We start from the raw sequence: 17,867 nt of genomic DNA, 5'->3' as shown, positions 1-17,867 counted from the left end.
GTGCCTCAAGCCGTCTCACCCCACGAGATCGGCATACAGGATGATGTTGTCGGGCCGGTGCCCCTCGGTGATTTCACCGCCGCAGGTGATCACGCGCAGCTCGGGGCGGGCGGTGTTCCCGTAGACCTTGTCGGTGGGAAAGTGCTTCTTGTCGACCTGCTCCAGCTCCCGGACCCGGAAGACGGCGGTGCTCCCGTCCGCGCGGGAGACGGTCACCTCGTCGCCGACGCGCACCTTGGAGACGTCCTTGAGCACGGCCGGGCCCCGGGCGGTGTCGAAGTGGCCGATCAGTACGGCGGGCCCGGTCTCCCCGGGCGTGACGCCCTTGTCGTACCAGCCGATCCGGTTCCCGTCGGCCACGGAGGGCACCTCGACGGTGCCGTCGGCGGCCAGGCCGAGCGACAGCAGGGGCGAGGCGTCGACCCCGGCCGCGGGAATCCGTACGCGTACGGGCACCGAGGCGGCCATCGGGGCGGCCGTCGCCGGGGCCGCCGGAGCGGAGGCGGGAGCGACGGCGGGCGGCGCGGAGGCCGCGGCCGGGCCGGCGGGCGGGGCGGCGGGCGCGCCACCGCCGCATCCGGTCAGCGCGGCGGCGAGGAACACGGCGGCGATCAGCGGGCGGGCGGCGCGGCGGGGCGGGCGCGGCATGGGAGTCTCCGGCGGAACGGGCCGCGGCGGGCCACCGCGAGGGGTGGCCCGCCGGAGGCGAGTCGGGATCAGAACGGGGTGCGGGTCAGCCCTGGGCGCGGCGGCGGCGCAGGAACACGCTCGCGCCGAGCGCACCGAAGACCGCGATCAGACCGGCGCCGGCCGCCACCGTGGCGGTGTTGTCGGCGCTGTCGGCGTTGCCGGTGGACGCGAGGTTGCCGACCGGCAGCTCGGCACCCGCGGCCACGGGGCCCTTGGGGACGACGGAGGTCTGACCGCCGGTCTGCGGCTTGGTGCCGGCGGGCTTGGTGGAGGGCTTCGGCGCCGGCGTGGCCGTGTCGTTGTGCACCGTGTAGTTCGGCTTGCAGCCCTTGGGGAGCGCGGGGAAGGTGGCGCTTCCGAGCGGGACGTGGACCCCGCCCTGGGGGTTCGACCACTCGTAGCGGGGCTGGGCGCCGCTCGGGTTCACGATGCGCGTGTCCCGGCCCACCGGGTTGGTGCGGGTCAGCGTCAGCGACCACGTCTGGGCCGGGTCGGCGGAGTGCGCGAACACCTTGGGGCCCTCGGGGGACATCGTCAGGTCCGCGACGCTGCCCTCGCCGATGTCGACGCGCTTGACCGGCGAGACGCACTTGTCGGTCGTCGCAGCGCCCTTGGGCAGCGGGAACGACGTGGTGGTGCCGCCCTTGGCGCCCGCCACGAACACGGTGAGGACCGGCTCGGCCGACTGGGCCCTGGTGAGGGTGAAGGTCGTGCCCTGGGCCGAGTACGCCGTGTGGGAGCGGTCGAGGACCGTCATCGCCTTGGGGCGGGTCACGCCGTCCTCCACGATGTGGATGGCGACCCGCGGACCCTGGGCCGCGGAGTTGCTCATGTGGGCCACCAGGTTGTCGCCGATGGCCACCTTCACGACCGGCGCGGCCGTTGCGTTCGCCCCCGCCACCGAGTGGGCGGCGGGCGCGGCGAAGGCGGCGCCGGCGGCCGGAGCGAGCATCGCACCGGCGAGCGAGGCGATGACGATCGAGGTGCGGAGGGCGGTACGCATAACGACTCCTGAGGCATGGGTGAGGAAAGTGGAAGAGAGCCGCATGCCGCGTTGAGTCTGTTCGGTCGGGTTCACCGGGTCAGGTGTGGCGGGGCTGCTGAAGAAGAATCTACGGATCTTGTGCGTGTGAACGATCCCCTCCGTGTCCTGGCCGCGTAACAGGAAACGGGCCGTCAGATTCCGGCTGAACCGGAGGGCGGGGAACCCCCGGTGAAACGGCTGCGGCGGGCCACCACGAGGGTGGCCCGCCGCAGGCGAGTCGGGGTCTTGACGGAGTGCGCCGTCCGGACGCGGTACGCGATCCGGGCGGGCCGGGAATCAGCCCTGGGCGCGGCGCCGCCGCAGCATCACGCTCGCGCCGAGCGCGCCGAGGGCCGCGACCAGACCGGCGCCGGCCGCCACCGCGCCCGCGTTGCCGGTGTCCCCGCCCGCAGCGGCCGCAGTGGCCGGGGCGGCCGGGGCGCCCGCCGCCGCCGGGACGACGGCGCCGGCGGCGACCGCGCCCTTGGGTACGACGACGGTCTGGCCGCCGGTCTGCGGCTTGGGGCCGGCGGGGGTGGTGGCGCTCGGCTCGGCGGAGGGCCCGGTCGACGGCCGGGTCTGCGGCTGCGGCTTCTCGGTCGCCTTCGTGAAGGCGTAGTCGAAGGTGCAGCCCTTGGGCAGCGCCGGGAAGGTCGCGTGGCCGTACGACGCGGCGCCTCCCGCGGTCTTCCACTCGAAGACCGGCTTCGCGGAGCTCGCGTTCAGGATCCGGGCCGGGATGGCGGCGCCCTTCGGCAGGGCGGGGTTGGCGCGGGTCAGCGTCGTGTGCCCGCCGGGGCCGTCCTCCGCGAACTCCAGCTGCGCGACCGGACCGTTCGGGCTCGTCATGAGCAGGGCCACCGCGCCCACCCCTATGGACTGCCTGACCGGCTCGGACAGGCACTCCGGCCCCTGTCCCTTCGGGAACGGGTGGGTGGTCGTCCTGCCGTCCTTGGTCACCGAGAGGTACGGGTGGTGCACGTCCTCCTCGACGAACCGGAGCCGCAGGCCCTCGACCGTCGCCGTGGGGTGCTTGAAGTCCACCACGGTCAGGACGCGGCCCATGTAGCTGTCGCCCTGCTTCCAGTCCTTCGGCACGGCGCGGATCCAGGCCTCGGGGCCCTCGGACCTGTTGCGCAGCACCGCGACCACGCCCTCGGTCAGGAGGACGGGCGTGCCGGCGTAACGGTCGGGGACCGAGGGCGCCGCGACGGTGGCACTCGCCGGGGTGGCGGCGAAGGCGGCCCCGGCGGGGGCGAGGAGGGCCCCGGCGAGAACGGCGGCGGCGAGGGCGGTGCGGGCGGCGGTGCGCATGACGACTCCTTGAAGCGGAATGGGGAGGAAGGGACGTGCCGCATGCCGCGTTGTCCGTGTCGGTCTTCGTCCGAGGGTCCGGCGGGCTGCTGAAAACAAATTTATTGATCGCGAGTGCCCGAATCATCCGCTCCGTGTCCTGGCCGCGTCACAGCAAACGGGGTGTCCGATTCCGAATGAAACGGGGGGAGGGGGTGACAGGTCGCTACGCGCGTAGATATGCTCATGTGGTGACCATGCCCACCACCCTCACCGCATTCGCTGACGTGACGACGTCCGACAGTGCGCTGCGCCGCTTCCTGCACGGGCTGCCCGGCGTCGACGCTGTCGGCCTGGAGGCCCGCGCGGCCTCCCTCGGCACCCGTTCGATCAAGACGACGGCCAAGGCGTACGCCATCGACCTCGCCATCTCGATGATCGACCTGACGACGCTGGAAGGCGCGGATACCCCGGGCAAGGTCCGGGCGCTCTCCGCCAAGGCCGCCAACCCCGATCCGACCGACCGCACCACGCCCATGACGGCCGCCGTCTGCGTGTACCCGGACATGGTGGCCACCGCCAAGGCCGCCCTGAACGGCGCCGACGTCAAGGTCGCCTCCGTCGCCACCGCCTTCCCGGCCGGCCGCGCGGCCCTGCCCGTCAAGCTCGCCGACACGGCCGACGCCGTGGCCGCCGGCGCCGACGAGATCGACATGGTCATCGACCGTGGCGCCTTCCTCGCCGGCCGCTACCTCGACACCTACGAGCTGATCCGCTCCGTCAAGGAGGCCTGCGTCCGCCCCGACGGCAGCGCGGCCCGCCTCAAGGTGATCTTCGAGACCGGCGAGCTGTCCACGTACGACAACATCCGCCGCGCCTCCTGGATCGGCATGATGGCCGGGGCCGACTTCATCAAGACGTCCACCGGCAAGGTCGGGGTCAACGCGACCCCCGCGAACACGCTCCTCATGCTCGAAGCCGTCCGCGACTTCAAGGCGCAGACTGGAATCCAGATCGGCGTGAAGCCGGCCGGCGGCATCCGGACCACCAAGGACGCGATCAAGTTCCTGGTCCTGGTCAACGAGACCGTGGGCGAGGACTGGCTGTCCAACCACTGGTTCCGCTTCGGAGCCTCCAGCCTGCTCAACGACCTGTTGATGCAGCGCCAGAAGCTGAGCACCGGCCGCTACTCCGGTCCCGACTACGTGACGGTGGACTGAGACCATGAAGACGCAGACATCCGCATTCGAGTACGCGCCCGCCCCCGAGTCGCGCTCCGTCGTCGACATCGCGCCCTCCTACGGGCTGTTCATCGACGGCGAGTTCACCGAGGCCGCCGACGGCAAGGTCTTCAAGACCGTCTCCCCGGCCTCCGAGGAAGTCCTCGCCGAGATCGCGCAGGCCGGCGCCGCCGACGTGGACCGCGCCGTGAAGGCCGCCCGCAAGGCCTTCGAGAAGTGGTCCGCGCTGCCCGGCTCCGAGCGCGCCAAGTACCTCTTCCGCATCGCCCGGATCATCCAGGAGCGCAGCCGCGAGCTGGCCGTCCTGGAGACCCTCGACAACGGCAAGCCGATCCGGGAGACCCGCGACGCGGACCTCCCGCTCGTCGCCGCGCACTTCTTCTACTACGCGGGCTGGGCCGACAAGCTCGACCACGCCGGCTACGGCGCCAACCCGCGCCCCCTCGGCGTGGCCGGCCAGGTCATCCCGTGGAACTTCCCGCTGATGATGCTCGCGTGGAAGATCGCCCCGGCGCTCGCCACCGGCAACACGGTCGTGCTCAAGCCGGCCCAGACGACCCCGCTCTCCGCGCTCTTCTTCGCGGACATCTGCCGCCAGGCGGGCCTGCCCAAGGGCGTCGTCAACATCCTCACCGGGTACGGGGACGCGGGCGCGGCCCTCGTCGAGCACCCGGACGTGAACAAGGTCGCCTTCACCGGCTCCACCGCCGTCGGCAAGGCCATCGCGCGCCAGGTCGCCGGCACCTCCAAGAAGGTGACCCTGGAACTGGGCGGCAAGGGCGCCAACATCGTCTTCGACGACGCCCCCATCGACCAGGCCGTCGAGGGCATCGTCAGCGGCATCTTCTTCAACCAGGGCCAGGTCTGCTGCGCGGGCTCGCGCCTCCTGGTCCAGGAGTCGATCCACGACGAGCTGATCGACTCGCTCAAGCGCCGGCTGACCACGCTGCGCCTGGGCGACCCGCTCGACAAGAACACCGACATCGGCGCGATCAACTCCGCCGAGCAGCTCGCCCGGATCACCGCCCTCGCGGACACCGGCGAGGCGGAGGGCGCCGAGCGCTGGTCGGCGCCGTGCGAACTGCCGAACGCCGGCTACTGGTTCGCCCCGACGCTCTTCACGAACGTCTCCCAGTCGCACACCGTCGCCCGCGACGAGATCTTCGGCCCGGTGCTGTCCGTGCTGACCTTCCGTACGCCCGACGAGGCCGTCGCCAAGGCCAACAACAGCCAGTACGGCCTGTCCGCCGGCATCTGGACGGAGAAGGGCAGCCGCATCCTCGCGGTGGCCAACAAGCTCCGTGCGGGCGTCGTCTGGGCCAACACGTTCAACAAGTTCGACCCGACCTCGCCCTTCGGCGGCTACAAGGAGTCGGGCTTCGGGCGCGAAGGCGGCCGTCACGGCCTGGAGGGCTACCTCGATGTCTGAGTCTTCTTCGTCTTCTACGGCGCGTCTGAGCGTCTTCAAGACCTACAAGCTGTACGTCGGGGGCAAGTTCCCCCGCTCCGAGAGCGGCCGGGTGTACGAGGTGACTGACTCGAAGGGCAAGTGGCTGGCCAACGCCCCGCTGTCCTCCCGCAAGGACGCCCGCGACGCGGTCGTCGCCGCACGCAAGGCCTTCGGCGGCTGGTCGGGCGCGACCGCGTACAACCGCGGCCAGATCCTCTACCGGGTCGCCGAGATGCTGGAGGGCCGCCGCGAGCAGTTCGTCCGCGAGGTCGGCGAGGCGGAGGGCCTGTCCAAGTCCAAGGCCGCGGCCGTCGTCGACGCGGCGATCGACCGCTGGGTCTGGTACGCCGGCTGGACCGACAAGATCGGCCAGATCGTGGGCGGGGCCAACCCGGTCGCGGGCCCGTTCTTCAACCTCTCCACCCCGGAGCCGACGGGCGTCGTCACCGTCGTCGCCCCGCAGGCCTCGTCCTTCCTGGGCCTGGTCTCCGTGATCGCCCCGGTGATCGCCACCGGCAACACGGTCGTCGTCATCGCCTCCGAGAAGGCGCCGCTCCCGGCGCTCTCCCTCGGCGAGGTGCTGGCCACCTCGGACCTGCCCGGCGGCGTGGTCAACATCCTGTCCGGCAAGGCCGCCGAGATGGGCCCGCACCTGGCGTCCCACCAGGACGTCAACGCGATCGACCTCGCGGGCGCCGGCGAGGCGCTCGCCAAGGAGCTGGAGATCGCGGCCGCGGACAACCTCAAGCGCGTCCTGCGTCCACAGCCTGTGGACGACTGGAGCGCGGACCCGGGCACGGCGCGCATGACGGCGTTCCTGGAGACCAAGACCGTCTGGCACCCCACGGGCTCGCTGGGCGCGGGCGGCTCCTCGTACTAGAGCCGTACCGGACCCGTACGAGAGTCCCCGAAGACCGGCCCCGGCAGCGTCCCCCGCGCTGCCGGGGCCTCTTCGTGCCGAAGGCTCCTGCGGCTCCCGCCGCTCCTAGCGCTTCGGGGCGACCGGGCCGAGCAGCGAGGAGACCGCCGCGGTCGGCAGCTCGCCGACGGACGGCCCCCGGGTCAGGATCCCGGTGACCATCCCGGTGCCGACGGCGGGGAAATCCGCGACCTGGGTGGCGACGCCGTTGTCGAGCGGGTCCACTCCGGTGTGCGCGAGCGGATTCACCTTGAGGTTCGAGATCGGGTCGGAGACCCCCGCGAGGGCCGCCGGCACGTCGAGCTCACCGGCCTGCGCCCCGCCCGCGGCCATCGCGAGGGCGGCACCTGCCATCGAGAGCGTCAGGCCTGCGCTGCGCAGCGCCTTGGCGTGGGGGGCTTTGGGGGCTGCGTGACGTGCCATGGATCTCCGCCTGTGGGTTCGTACGGTCCGGTAGTCGCGTGCGCACGCAGCGTAGTGGAGGTGTGATCCTGGATACCAACGGACCTTTGGGTAGGTCCCCTGCCCGAGTTAATGGTTCACACTGTTGTTCCGTGAGCTGTTCCTCTCCTTCGCCTACGCGTGTCGTCCTGCTGACCGGACCCTCGGGCTCCGGCAAGTCCTCGCTCGCGGCCCGTTCCGGGCTGCCCGTGCTGCGCCTGGACGACTTCTACAAGGACGGCGACGACCCCACCCTCCCGCTCGTCGAGGGGAGCGCCGACACCGACTGGGACTCGCCGCTGTCCTGGGACGCGGAGGCGGCCGTGGCCGCGATCGCCGAGCTGTGCGCGGGCGGGCGGACCGAGGTTCCCGTCTACGACATCGCCACCTCCTCGCGCGTCGGTACGGAGGCGCTGGACATCTCCCCGACCCCGCTGTTCATAGCCGAGGGGATCTTCGCGGCGGACGTCGTGGTGCGGTGCCAGGAGCTGGGGCTGCTGGCGGACGCGATCTGCCTGCGCGGGCGGCCCAGCACCACCTTCCGGCGGCGTCTGGCCCGTGACCTGCGCGAGGGGCGCAAGTCGGTGCCGATGCTCCTGAGGCGGGGCTGGCGGCTGATGCGGGCCGAGCGCGGGATCGTCGCCCGGCACACCGCGCTGGGCGCGCACGCCTGCGGCCGGGACGAGGCGCTCGGGCGGCTGGCCGCCGCCGCGGCGGGACGCCACCGGGCCCCGGCCGCCCCGGTGTCGGCCTGAGGTCTCCGCACGCCAAAAGGCGGGACCGTGCGGACCCCCGTCCGCTCGATCCCGCCCTTTGCCCCCGTGGCCCCCGTCCCACCCCCGCAGGACGGGCCCCCTGGCCCTTTGGTCTGTGTGGAGGCCGCTCTAGGCGACCAGGTCCTCGAAGGACTCCGCCTCGTCGCGGCCGAAGCTCAGCGCCTCGTCCTCGCGCATGCGGCGCAGGGAGCGCCAGATGCTCGACTTCACCGTGCCGACGCTGATGCCGAGGATCTCCGCGATCTCCGGGTCCGTGCGGCCCTCGTAGTAGCGGAGCACCAGCATCGTGCGCTGCGGCTCCGGGATGCGGGTGAGCGCCTGCCACAGCACGGCGCGCAGCTCCGTACCGCCCATGGCGTCCGTGTCCGAGGCCGTCTCCGGCAGTTCTTCCGTCGGGTACTCGTTCAGCTTGCGCCGGCGCCAGGCGCTGATGTGCAGGTTCGTCATCGTGCGGCGCAGGTACCCGCCGACGGCGGCCTTGTCGCTGATGCGGTCCCAGGCGCGGTACGTGGAGAACAGCGCGGTCTGCAGCAGGTCCTCGGCCTCGTAGCGGTCGCCGGTCAGGTGGAAGGCCGTCGCGTAGAGGGCGGCGCGCCGCTCCTGGACGTACGCGGTGAACTCGGCCTCGTTGGAGGAGTCCGGGACGTCCGCGGAGCCCGGCGTGCGCTGGGCGGGGACGGAGGGGCGCTCGTAGGTCTTCGCGTCGATGGCCACCACGTGAGCCGGCCGCCGCGAAGGGGCCGTCGCCGTACGGATTGCCGTGCGGCGGTTCACATCGTGCAGCCGCGTGACAATCGCGCTGGTGTTGATGCTGTGCAGCGTGTTCATCTCGCGCCCCCCGTCGTGGAGTCTGTCTGGTCCGTTGCCAAGAAGACTGCCCGGCCGAGATAACCGCGGTGTCCTGCGACTGTCACAGGCCTGTCACAGGGTCCGGGCGGTGGCCGCGCCGGGGCGGGGCCGGGGGCACCGGCGGGATTGGAGGCGCAGGGCAGTCGAAGTCCCGCGGGGCGATGGGACAGAATGAGCCCGTGCCTTTCCTGTTGCTCATCGAGGACGACGACGCCATCCGCACGGCCCTCGAACTCTCCCTGTCACGCCAGGGCCACCGTGTGGCCACCGCGGCGACGGGCGAGGACGGCCTCAAACTGCTGCGCGAGCAGCGGCCCGACCTGATCGTGCTCGACGTCATGCTGCCCGGCATCGACGGCTTCGAGGTGTGCCGGCGCATCCGCCGCACCGACCAGCTGCCGATCATCCTGCTCACCGCGCGCAACGACGACATCGACGTGGTCGTCGGCCTGGAGTCGGGCGCCGACGACTACGTGGTCAAGCCCGTCCAGGGACGGGTGCTCGACGCCCGCATCCGGGCGGTGCTGCGCCGCGGCGAGCGCGAGTCCACCGACACGGCGGTCTTCGGCCCGCTGGTCATCGACCGCTCCGCCATGACGGTGACCAAGAACGGCGAGGACCTCCAGCTCACCCCGACCGAGCTGCGGCTGCTCCTGGAGCTGAGCCGCCGGCCCGGCCAGGCGCTCTCCCGCCAGCAGCTGCTGCGGCTGGTGTGGGAGCACGACTACCTCGGTGACTCGCGCCTCGTCGACGCCTGCGTGCAGCGGCTGCGCGCCAAGGTCGAGGAAGTGCCCTCGTCGCCCACCCTGATCCGTACCGTGCGGGGCGTCGGCTACCGGCTGGACTCCCCGCAGTGATCCGAGCCCTGTTCGCGGGCCGGCGCTGGACCAGCCTGCGGCTGCGGCTCCTCGTCGTGTTCGCACTGGTCGCGCTGACGGCCGCCGTCTCCGCGTCCGGGATCGCGTACTGGCTCAACCGCGAGGCCGTCCTGACCCGGACCCAGGACGCCGCCCTCGGCGACTTCCGGCAGGAGATGCAGAACCGGGCCGCGGCGCTGCCCGCCGACCCGACGCAGGAGGAGCTGCAGCACACCGCCGAGATGATGGCGGGCAGCAGCCCCGGCTACAGCGTGCTCCTGGTGGACGAGAAGAACGGCCGCAAGGTGTCCGGGGCCGCCGGTCCCGACGCCTTCTCGCTGGCCGACGTACCGAAGTCGCTCCAGCACGCCGTCGACGACCGGCAGAAGACCACCTCGGCCAACGACGCCGCGTACCACGTGTACTGGCAGCGGACGAAGCCGGACGGCAATCCCTACCTGGTCGGCGGCACCCGGATCGTGGGCGGCGGCCCGACCGGCTACATGTACAAGTCCCTCGCCCAGGAGCGCGACGACCTCAACGCCCTGGCCTGGTCGCTGACCATCGCCACCGGGCTCGCGCTGCTCGGGTCCGCGCTGCTCGCGCAGGCCGCGGCCCGTACGGTGCTGCGGCCCGTGCAGCGCCTCGGCGACGCGGCGCGGCGGCTCGGCGAAGGGGAGCTGGACCACCGGCTGGAGGTGTCGGGCACGGACGAACTCGCCGATCTGGCCCACACCTTCAACAAGACGGCGGAGGCGCTGGAGAAGAAGGTCGCCGACATGAGCGCGCGGGAGGAGTCCAGCCGTCGTTTCGTCGCGGACATGTCCCACGAACTGCGCACGCCGCTGACGGCGCTGACGGCGGTCGCCGAGGTGCTGGAGGACGAGGTCGAAGACCTCGATCCGATGATCGCACCGGCGGTGGTCCTGGTCGTGAGCGAGACCAGGCGGCTGAACGACCTCGTGGAGAACCTCATGGAGGTCACCCGCTTCGACGCGGGAACGGCGCGCCTCGTCCTGGACGACGTGGACGTCGCCGACCAGGTGACGGCGTGCATCGACACGCGGGCGTGGCTCGACGCGGTCGAACTCGACGCGGAGCGCGGGATCGTGGCGCGGCTCGACCCGCGGCGGCTCGACGTGATCCTCGCCAATCTGATCGGCAACGCGCTCAAGCACGGCGGATCGCCGGTACGGGTCTCCATCCGGGTGGAGGGGGACTGGCTGGTGATCGCGGTACGGGACAACGGTCCGGGCATCCCCGAGGCCGTACTGCCGCACGTCTTCGACCGGTTCTACAAGGCGAGCGCCTCGCGGCCGAAGTCGGACGGCAGCGGGCTCGGCCTGTCCATCGCGATGGAGAACGCGCACATCCACGGGGGCGACATCACCGCGGAGAACGGTGCGCAGGGCGGTGCGCTGTTCACGCTGCGGCTGCCGGTGGACGTGGGGAAGGTGATCGCCGGTGACGCGGACGAGGCGTAGGACGGTGGGGCGCGGGACCGCCGGGCGCGGGGCGTGGCTCGGCGCGACGCTCGGTACGACGGCCGTCGTGGTGGCCCTGGGCCTGTTGTCCCTGGGCGCCCTGACCGGCTGCGGGATCCGGGCGACCACCGTGCCGGTGGACGTGGGACCGGCGCCCTCGCGGGTCTCCTGCAAGACCCCGGCGGGCGCGTCGGCCGCGGCGGGCGGGGTGCAGGGCATCCGGGCCACGGTGGAACTGGTCTGCGGGGCGCAGCTGGTGGGCGTCCAGCGGGTGGTGGCGGTGCCGGAGAAGCAGCCCGCGCGGGACGTGGCGGTGCTCGTCACCCAGGCCCTGCTGGAGATGCTCCAGCGGGAGCCGTCGGCGGAGGAGCGGGAGGCCGGCTTCACGACCGAGGTGCCGGCGACGCTGACCGCCTCGGCGCCGCGGCCGGGCGATCCGGCGGGCACGGTACGGCTGAGCCGCAAGCCCGAGGACCTGCCCCCGGTGGCGCTGTCGCAGCTGGTGTGCACGCTCGCGGAGACCGACGTGCTGCCGGCGGGGCCGGGCCCGGTGGTGCTGGGCGGTCCCGACGCGGATCCGCCGAGGGCCTGGGAGTGCACGGACGCCGTCCGCTCCCGCCCGGAGTCGGTCGCGACCCTGGGCGATGTCGTACGGCCGTCGGCGAGCCCGGCGCCGAGTCCGACCCCCTCCTGACGCGCCGCTCGGGCGGCCCGGCCCCTGCGGGGGGCCGGACACGGCGACGGCCCCCCGGGCGGGAGCTCGGGGGGCCGGTGCACTGCCTGCGGGCCGAAGCCCGTGAAGCATCGCGCGGTGCGCGCCGGGACGGCTAGATTCCGGCCGCCGCCGCCAGGTCCTTCTTGATCGCGTCCAGGACCTCCTGGCCGCGGGCGCGGGCCGGGAGCAGGTCCGAGGCCTCCGCCACCGGGACCACGACCTCCAGGTAGCACTTCAGCTTGGGCTCCGTACCGGACGGGCGGACGATCACCCGGGCCTTGTAGTCGCCCTCCAGGTAGTAGCGCAGCCCGTCCGTGGGCGGGAGCTTGGCCGTGCCCCGGTTCAGGTCCTCCGCCGAGGTGACCCGCAGGCCCGCCAGCGAGACCGGGGGCTCCGCGCGCAGCGCCGCCATCGCCGAGGCGATGACCGACAGGTCCTCCACGCGGACCGACAGCTGGTCGGTGGCGTGCAGGCCGTGCTCCATCGCCAGGTCGTCCAGCAGGTCGGTCAGGGTCCGGCCCTGCTCCTTGAGCTCCGAGGCCAGTTCCGCGACGAGCAGGGCGGCCGTGACGCCGTCCTTGTCGCGGACGCCCTCGGGGTCCACGCAGTAGCCGAGCGCCTCCTCGTAGCCGTAGCGCAGGCCCTCGACGCGGGAGATCCACTTGAAGCCCGTCAGGGTCTCCTCGTAGCCGACGCCCGCGGCCTCCGCGATCCGCCCCAGCAGGGAGGAGGAGACGATGGACTCGGCGAAGACGCCCCGCGCGCCCTTGTGCACCAGGTGGGCGGCGAGCAGCGCGCCGACCTCGTCGCCGCGCAGCATCCGCCAGCCGGAGGCCGAGGCGGCGTCCGGGACGGCCACCGCGCAGCGGTCGGCGTCCGGGTCGTTGGCGATGACGATGTCGGGGTCGACGCGGGCGGCCGTCGCGAAGGACAGGTCCATCGCGCCCGGCTCCTCCGGGTTGGGGAAGGCCACCGTCGGGAAGGCCGGGTCCGGCTCCGCCTGCTCGGCCACCAGGACCGGGGCCGGGAAGCCGGCGCGGGCGAAGGCGGCCAGGACCACGTCCTTGCCGACGCCGTGCATGGCCGTGTAGACGGTCCGCACGCCGCGCGGGGACCCGGGGGTCAGGACGGCGTCCGTGCGGGCCAGGTAGGCCTCCAGGACCTCGTCGCCGAGGTCCTGCCAGCCGCCCTCGGCCCGCGGTACGTCGGCCAGCGCGGCGATCGCGTCGATCTGCGCGGCGATCTCCGCGTCGGCCGGGGAGACGATCTGCGAGCCGTCGCCGAGGTAGACCTTGTAGCCGTTGTCCCGGGGCGGGTTGTGGCTCGCGGTCACCTCGACGCCGGCGACGGCGCCCAGGTGCCTTATGGCGTACGCGAGGACCGGCGTCGGCAGCGGACGGGGCAGGACGGCGGCGCGCAGTCCGGCGCCGGTCATCACCGCGGCCGTGTCGCGGGCGAAGTCGGCCGACTTGTAGCGGGCGTCGTAGCCGACGACGACCAGGCCGCCTTCGTGGCCCTGGGCCTTGAGGTAGGCCGCGAGGCCGGCCGCGGCCCGGATGACCACGCCCCGGTTCATCCGCATCGGGCCCGCGCCCAGCTCGCCGCGCAGTCCGGCGGTGCCGAACTGCAGCATGCCGGAGAAGCGGTCGGCGAGCTCGGTGGTGTCACCGGCCTCGATGAGCTTCGCGAGCTCCTCGGCCGTCTCCGGGTCCGGGTCCTCGGCCAGCCAGGCCTGCGCCCGTGCGATCAGATCGTCCTGCACGTCCTGCACTACCTCTCGTCGGTCGGTCGGGTCGCTCGCTTCAGATCCGGGCGAGGACCTGGGTCAGCAGCTTGCCCATGCGCGCGGCCGAGTCGCGGCCGGCCTGGAGCACCTCTTCGTGGTTCAGCGGCTCGCCCGAGAGGCCCGCCGCCAGGTTGGTGACCAGCGAGATGCCGAGCACCTCGGCGCCGGCCTCGCGGGCGGCGATGGCCTCCAGCACGGTGGACATGCCGACCAGGTCGGCGCCCATGACGCGGATCATGTTGATCTCGGCCGGGGTCTCGTAGTGCGGGCCGGGGAACTGCACGTAGACGCCCTCTTCGAGGGTCTCGTCGATCTCCTTGCACATCGCGCGCAGGCGCGGCGAGTACAGGTCGGTGAGGTCCACGAAGTTCGCGCCGACGATCGGCGAGGTGGCCGTGAGGTTGAGGTGGTCGCTGATCAGGACGGGCTGGCCGGGCTTCATGCCCTCGCGCAGGCCGCCGCAGCCGTTGGTCAGGACGACGGTCTTGCAGCCGGCGGCCACGGCGGTGCGCACGCCGTGGGCGACGGCGGCTACGCCGCGGCCCTCGTAGTAGTGGGTCCGGCCGAGGAAGAGCAGCGCGCGCTTGTCGCCGATCTTGTACGAGCGGATCTTGCCGCCGTGGCCCTCGACGGCGGGGGGCGGGAAGCCGGGCAGTTCGGTGACCGGGAACTCGGCCTCGGGCGCGCCGAGCACCTCGGCGGCGGGGGCCCAGCCGGAGCCCATCACGAGGGCGACATCGTGGGTCTCGGCGCCGGTCAGCTCGCGCAGGCGGGCGGCGGCGGCGTCGGCGGCGGCGAAGGGGTCGGTAACAGATGCGTTCACGCGGAAGAGCGTAGCCGCTCTTCGCCTACGCGCGTAGATGGCACCGCTCACGGTATTCGGATCGTTGCTTTGTCGTTTCCGACCAATTGTCCCGGGCGGGTCGGGGCGCTGCGGGGCGCTGCGGGGTGCTGCGGGGGCGGGGTGCCGCGGGGCTCCGGCTCAGCAGGGGCGCTTGCGCAGTTCCATCACGTAGTCGTGCGGGGCGCCCGCGGATTCGGCGGCGTCGGCCAGCTCGCCCAGGTAGCGGGCGGAGGGCAGGCCGCCCTCGTAGCCGTTCAGCACGTACACCCAGGCCGCTTCCTCGCCGTCCAGCGTGTGCACGCGCACCCGCATGCGCCGGTAGATGTCGAGCCCGACGCCCTCCCAGCGGTCCATGGAGTCCTCGTCGAGCGGGGCCACGTCGTACAGCGCGACGAAGACCTGGTGGCGGGGTGCTTCGACGATCGTCGCCAGCGCGCCCTCCCAGCCCATCTGCTCGCCGCCGAAGGTCAGCCGCCAGTCGTTGATCCAGCCCGTTCCGCGCAGCGGCGAATGCGGAGCACGGCGCGTCATCAGCCGCGGGTCGAGGTTGCCGGCGTACGCGGCGTAGAGCGACATGTGGTCGAGGGTACGGGAGGGGCGGCCCCGGCAGCGCTCCCGGCCGCGTACGGGGTCCGCGTCCCGGATGGTGGGACCGGGCGTGAAGCACCTTGATGCGTGCGGGACAATGACGTACGGAATGCATCCCCCGGGGAGACCCCCCGGAAGCCCCGGCCGGGGCGGCAGCCGGCCGGGTAGACGTGAGGCGGAGTTTTCGTGACCCGGATCGTGATCATCGGCGGCGGACCCGGCGGGTATGAGGCGGCCCTCGTGGGGGCCCAGCTCGGCGCGGAGGTGACCGTCGTGGACTGCGACGGTCTGGGCGGCGCGTCGGTGCTCACCGACTGCGTGCCCTCCAAGACTCTCATCGCGACCGCCGAGGTCATGACGACCTTCGACTCGTCGTACGAGGAGCTGGGCATCGTCGTCGCGGACGACACCCCGCACATCGAGCAGGCCGCGCGCGTCGTCGGCGTGGACCTCGGCAAGGTGAACCGGCGCGTCAAGCGCCTGGCGCTCGCCCAGTCCCACGACATCACCGCCTCCGTCACCCGGGCCGGCGCCCGGGTCGTACGGGGCCGCGCCAAGCTCGGCGGCCCGCAGGGCATCGACGGCACGCGCGACGTGATCGTCACCGCGGCCGACGGCTCGGAGACGATCCTCACCGCCGACGCCGTGCTCATCGCGACCGGCGGCCACCCCCGCGAGATCCCCGACGCGATGCCCGACGGCGAGCGGATCCTGAACTGGACCCAGGTCTACGACCTCGAAGAGCTCCCGGAGGAGCTCATCGTGGTGGGCTCCGGCGTGACCGGCGCCGAGTTCGCCGGCGCGTACCAGGCCCTCGGCTCCCGGGTGACCCTCGTGTCCTCCCGCGACCGGGTGCTCCCCGGCGAGGACCCGGACGCCGCCGCCGTGCTGGAGGACGTCTTCCGGCGCCGCGGCATGAACGTCATCGGCCGCTCCCGCGCCGAGTCCGCCAAGCGGGTCGGCGACCGGGTCGAGGTGACCCTCTCCGACGGCCGGGTCATCAGCGGCACGCACTGCCTGATGGCGGTCGGCGCGATCCCGAACACGGCCAACATGAACCTGGAGGAGTCCGGGGTCAAGCTCAAGGAGTCCGGGCACATCTGGACCGACAAGGTCTCGCGCACCTCCTCGCCCGGCGTGTACGCGGCCGGCGACGTGACCGGCATCTTCGCGCTGGCGTCCGTGGCCGCCATGCAGGGGCGCATCGCGATGTACCACTTCCTCGGCGACGCGGTGGCCCCGCTGAACCTGAAGACGGTCTCCTCGAACGTCTTCACCGACCCCGAGATCGCCACCGTCGGCTACACCCAGGCCGACGTGGACTCCGGCAAGATCGACGCCCGGTGCGTGAAGCTCCCGCTGCTGCGCAACCCGCGCGCCAAGATGCAGGGCATCCGGGACGGCTTCGTGAAGCTGTTCTGCCGTCCCGGCACCGGGATCGTCGTCGGCGGTGTGGTCGTCTCGCCGCGCGCGAGCGAGCTCATCCACCCGATCTCGATCGCCGTCGACAACAACCTGACGGTCGAGCAGATCGCAAACGCGTTCACCGTGTACCCCTCGCTGTCCGGCTCGATCGCCGAGGTCGCCCGCCAGTTGCACACGCGCAAGGCATCCGGCGAGGCGTAAGTACCGATAACGGCCCTTGTGAGCAAGGGCTTTGGAGTGGGCGGTCGGCCCGTCGCGGAGCACGTGCGCGGCGGGCCGACCGCGTATACCACTAACTGCCCCACGGTATGGACAACTTCGGAATTCCGGCGCAAGGAGCTGAAAGCAGTCGGTCACCCGGGTTACTGTCAGTTTCGTGTTCGCTGCAGAACGTCGCCAATTGATCCTCGAAATGGTGCGGGCCAACGGAGCGGTTTCGCTCCGGGAGCTCGCCCGCGTCGTCCAGACCTCCGAAGTGACCGTACGGCGGGACGTGCGGGCACTGGAGGCAGAAGGACTCCTCGACCGCCGGCACGGCGGTGCGGTACTGCCGGGCGGTTTCACGCGTGAATCCGGCTTTCCGCAAAAGTCCCATCTCGCGACGGCGGAGAAGACCGCCATCGCCGATGTCGCGGCCGGACTCGTCGAAGAAGGCGAGGCCGTGGTCGTCGGCGCCGGCACCACCACCCAGGAGCTGGCCCGCCGGCTCGCCCGGGTGCCCGGACTCACCGTCGTCACCAACTCGCTGCTCGTCGCACAGGCCCTGGCCCATGCGAACCGGGTGGAGGTGGTCATGACGGGCGGAACCCTGCGCGGGTCCAACTACGCGCTGGTCGGCAGCGGTGCCGAGCAGTCCCTCCAGGGGCTGCGGGTCTCGCGGGCCTTCCTGTCCGGCAGCGGTCTCACCGCCGAGCGCGGGCTGTCCACGTCCAACATGCTCTCCGCGAGCGTGGACCGGGCGCTGGTGCAGGCCGCGGCGGAGGTGGTGGTCCTGGCCGACCACACGAAGCTCGGGACGGACACCATGTTCCAGACCGTGCCGACCGATGTGATCACCCGACTGGTGACGGACGAGCCGCCGCCGCACGACGACCGGGCCGGTACGGAGTTGCAGGCGCTGGCGGACCAGGGCGTGCAGATCACCGTGGCCGGGGGCGCGAGTGCCTCCGGCGGTGCCTCCGGCGAGGGAATGGCCGGGCGCCGCCCGCGCCGGGAATCCCCGCTCCCCGTCCAGCGGCGCGGCGGGCCGACGGCCCAGCTCCGCAGCGCGGGTCCGCTGCACGAGCAGCAGGCGGAGCGTGCGCGGGTCGCGGACATGAGGCGCCGCTAGGCGGGCGCGGCACCCTTGGCGGGGACCAGTTCCCCGGAGCCCTGCTCCTCGAACGCCGGAGGGGCTGGATTTCGGCTGATGTCAGCCGATGTCCAGCCCCTCCGGCGTAGCGGGACGCGCCGGGCGCCTCCCGGGCCGGGGTCCGGGGGCGGAGC

17 protein-coding genes are annotated in these 17,867 nt (G+C 72.5%); 9 read left to right on the top strand and 8 right to left on the bottom strand.

All coding sequences use genetic code 11. The annotated features are described in order from the left end of the window. Nucleotides 1–15: 15 nt before the first annotated feature. The 3 genes from ACWCP2_RS14425 to ACWCP2_RS14415 form a co-directional block, all read right to left on the bottom strand. The gene (locus ACWCP2_RS14425) at nt 16–648 is read right to left on the bottom strand and encodes a class F sortase (protein ID WP_450908895.1); all 633 of its coding nucleotides are present in this window, start codon (nt 646–648) and stop codon (nt 16–18) included. Nucleotides 649–733: 85 nt separating this feature from the next. Beyond that, nucleotides 734–1,693 carry a hypothetical protein gene (locus ACWCP2_RS14420; RefSeq protein WP_450908894.1) on the bottom strand — a complete coding sequence of 320 codons (960 nt, stop codon included), beginning with the start codon at nt 1,691–1,693 and terminating at the stop codon, nt 734–736. A gap of 318 nt (nt 1,694–2,011) precedes the next feature. Next, entirely contained in the window at nt 2,012–3,028 is a 1,017-nt protein-coding gene (locus ACWCP2_RS14415; RefSeq protein ID WP_450908893.1) for a hypothetical protein, read from the bottom strand. A gap of 236 nt (nt 3,029–3,264) precedes the next feature. Here ACWCP2_RS14415 and deoC point away from each other — a divergent pair, with 236 nt between their 5' ends. From deoC to ACWCP2_RS14400, 3 genes are read left to right on the top strand one after another with little or no spacing between them, the layout of a single operon-like run. Beyond that, nucleotides 3,265–4,227 carry a deoxyribose-phosphate aldolase gene (gene deoC / locus ACWCP2_RS14410; RefSeq protein WP_250746380.1) on the top strand — a complete coding sequence of 321 codons (963 nt, stop codon included), beginning with the start codon at nt 3,265–3,267 and terminating at the stop codon, nt 4,225–4,227. Nucleotides 4,228–4,231: 4 nt separating this feature from the next. Further along, complete coding sequence (locus ACWCP2_RS14405) at nt 4,232–5,677, top strand: aldehyde dehydrogenase family protein (protein WP_450908892.1); 1,446 nt, start codon at nt 4,232–4,234, stop codon at nt 5,675–5,677. Next, nucleotides 5,670–6,578 carry an aldehyde dehydrogenase family protein gene (locus tag ACWCP2_RS14400; RefSeq protein WP_450908891.1) on the top strand — a complete coding sequence of 303 codons (909 nt, stop codon included), beginning with the start codon at nt 5,670–5,672 and terminating at the stop codon, nt 6,576–6,578. Before ACWCP2_RS14405 ends, ACWCP2_RS14400 begins: the two co-directional genes overlap by 8 nt. A gap of 105 nt (nt 6,579–6,683) precedes the next feature. Here the strand turns inward: ACWCP2_RS14400 and ACWCP2_RS14395 are convergent, their stop codons facing one another. After that, nucleotides 6,684–7,040: a hypothetical protein gene (locus ACWCP2_RS14395; RefSeq protein ID WP_450908890.1), complete on the bottom strand. Its 357-nt coding sequence runs from the start codon at nt 7,038–7,040 to the stop codon at nt 6,684–6,686. Nucleotides 7,041–7,105: 65 nt separating this feature from the next. On the opposite strand from ACWCP2_RS14395, the gene ACWCP2_RS14390 reads away from it, so the two are divergent. Then, the gene (locus tag ACWCP2_RS14390; RefSeq protein ID WP_450908958.1) at nt 7,106–7,813 is read left to right on the top strand and encodes a uridine kinase family protein; all 708 of its coding nucleotides are present in this window, start codon (nt 7,106–7,108) and stop codon (nt 7,811–7,813) included. A gap of 129 nt (nt 7,814–7,942) precedes the next feature. Here the strand turns inward: ACWCP2_RS14390 and ACWCP2_RS14385 are convergent, their stop codons facing one another. Continuing rightward, complete coding sequence (locus ACWCP2_RS14385) at nt 7,943–8,662, bottom strand: SigE family RNA polymerase sigma factor (protein ID WP_450908889.1); 720 nt, start codon at nt 8,660–8,662, stop codon at nt 7,943–7,945. Between the two features lie 200 nt (nt 8,663–8,862). Here ACWCP2_RS14385 and afsQ1 point away from each other — a divergent pair, with 200 nt between their 5' ends. Genes afsQ1 through ACWCP2_RS14370 form a run of 3 tightly spaced genes read left to right on the top strand, consistent with a single transcriptional unit; the run spans nt 8,863 to nt 11,718 of the window. Continuing rightward, entirely contained in the window at nt 8,863–9,540 is a 678-nt protein-coding gene (afsQ1, locus tag ACWCP2_RS14380) for a two-component system response regulator AfsQ1 (RefSeq protein WP_254382550.1), read from the top strand. Beyond that, complete coding sequence (locus ACWCP2_RS14375) at nt 9,537–11,024, top strand: ATP-binding protein (RefSeq protein ID WP_450908888.1); 1,488 nt, start codon at nt 9,537–9,539, stop codon at nt 11,022–11,024. Before afsQ1 ends, ACWCP2_RS14375 begins: the two co-directional genes overlap by 4 nt. 4 nt (nt 11,025–11,028) lie before the next feature. After that, complete coding sequence (locus ACWCP2_RS14370) at nt 11,029–11,718, top strand: hypothetical protein (protein WP_450908887.1); 690 nt, start codon at nt 11,029–11,031, stop codon at nt 11,716–11,718. 133 nt (nt 11,719–11,851) lie between these two features. Here the strand turns inward: ACWCP2_RS14370 and ACWCP2_RS14365 are convergent, their stop codons facing one another. The 3 genes from ACWCP2_RS14365 to ACWCP2_RS14355 all read right to left on the bottom strand — a co-directional run bounded on the left by ACWCP2_RS14365 (nt 11,852) and on the right by ACWCP2_RS14355 (nt 14,945). Beyond that, nucleotides 11,852–13,501 (bottom strand): phospho-sugar mutase, encoded by a 1,650-nt coding sequence (locus ACWCP2_RS14365; protein WP_450908886.1) that lies wholly within the window; start codon nt 13,499–13,501, stop codon nt 11,852–11,854. 40 nt (nt 13,502–13,541) lie between these two features. Beyond that, nucleotides 13,542–14,348 (bottom strand): purine-nucleoside phosphorylase, encoded by an 807-nt coding sequence (locus tag ACWCP2_RS14360; RefSeq protein ID WP_450908885.1) that lies wholly within the window; start codon nt 14,346–14,348, stop codon nt 13,542–13,544. Nucleotides 14,349–14,507: 159 nt separating this feature from the next. Then, on the bottom strand, nt 14,508–14,945 hold the full coding sequence (locus tag ACWCP2_RS14355) for a gamma-glutamylcyclotransferase (protein ID WP_112449900.1): 438 nt from the start codon (nt 14,943–14,945) through the stop codon (nt 14,508–14,510). Nucleotides 14,946–15,143: 198 nt separating this feature from the next. Here ACWCP2_RS14355 and ACWCP2_RS14350 point away from each other — a divergent pair, with 198 nt between their 5' ends. Both ACWCP2_RS14350 and ACWCP2_RS14345 read left to right on the top strand, forming a co-directional pair. Continuing rightward, nucleotides 15,144–16,583, top strand: a complete 1,440-nt coding sequence (locus ACWCP2_RS14350) for an NAD(P)H-quinone dehydrogenase (RefSeq protein WP_450908884.1) — start codon at nt 15,144–15,146, stop codon at nt 16,581–16,583. Nucleotides 16,584–16,758: 175 nt separating this feature from the next. After that, nucleotides 16,759–17,712, top strand: a complete 954-nt coding sequence (locus tag ACWCP2_RS14345) for a DeoR/GlpR family DNA-binding transcription regulator (RefSeq protein ID WP_450908883.1) — start codon at nt 16,759–16,761, stop codon at nt 17,710–17,712. Nucleotides 17,713–17,867: the final 155 nt, after the last annotated feature.

It is taken from the genome of Streptomyces sp. NPDC002104 (assembly GCF_053593795.1).
The sequence above is the reverse complement of the archived record's forward strand: the minus strand, read 5'-3'. Positions and strand labels throughout refer to the sequence as shown.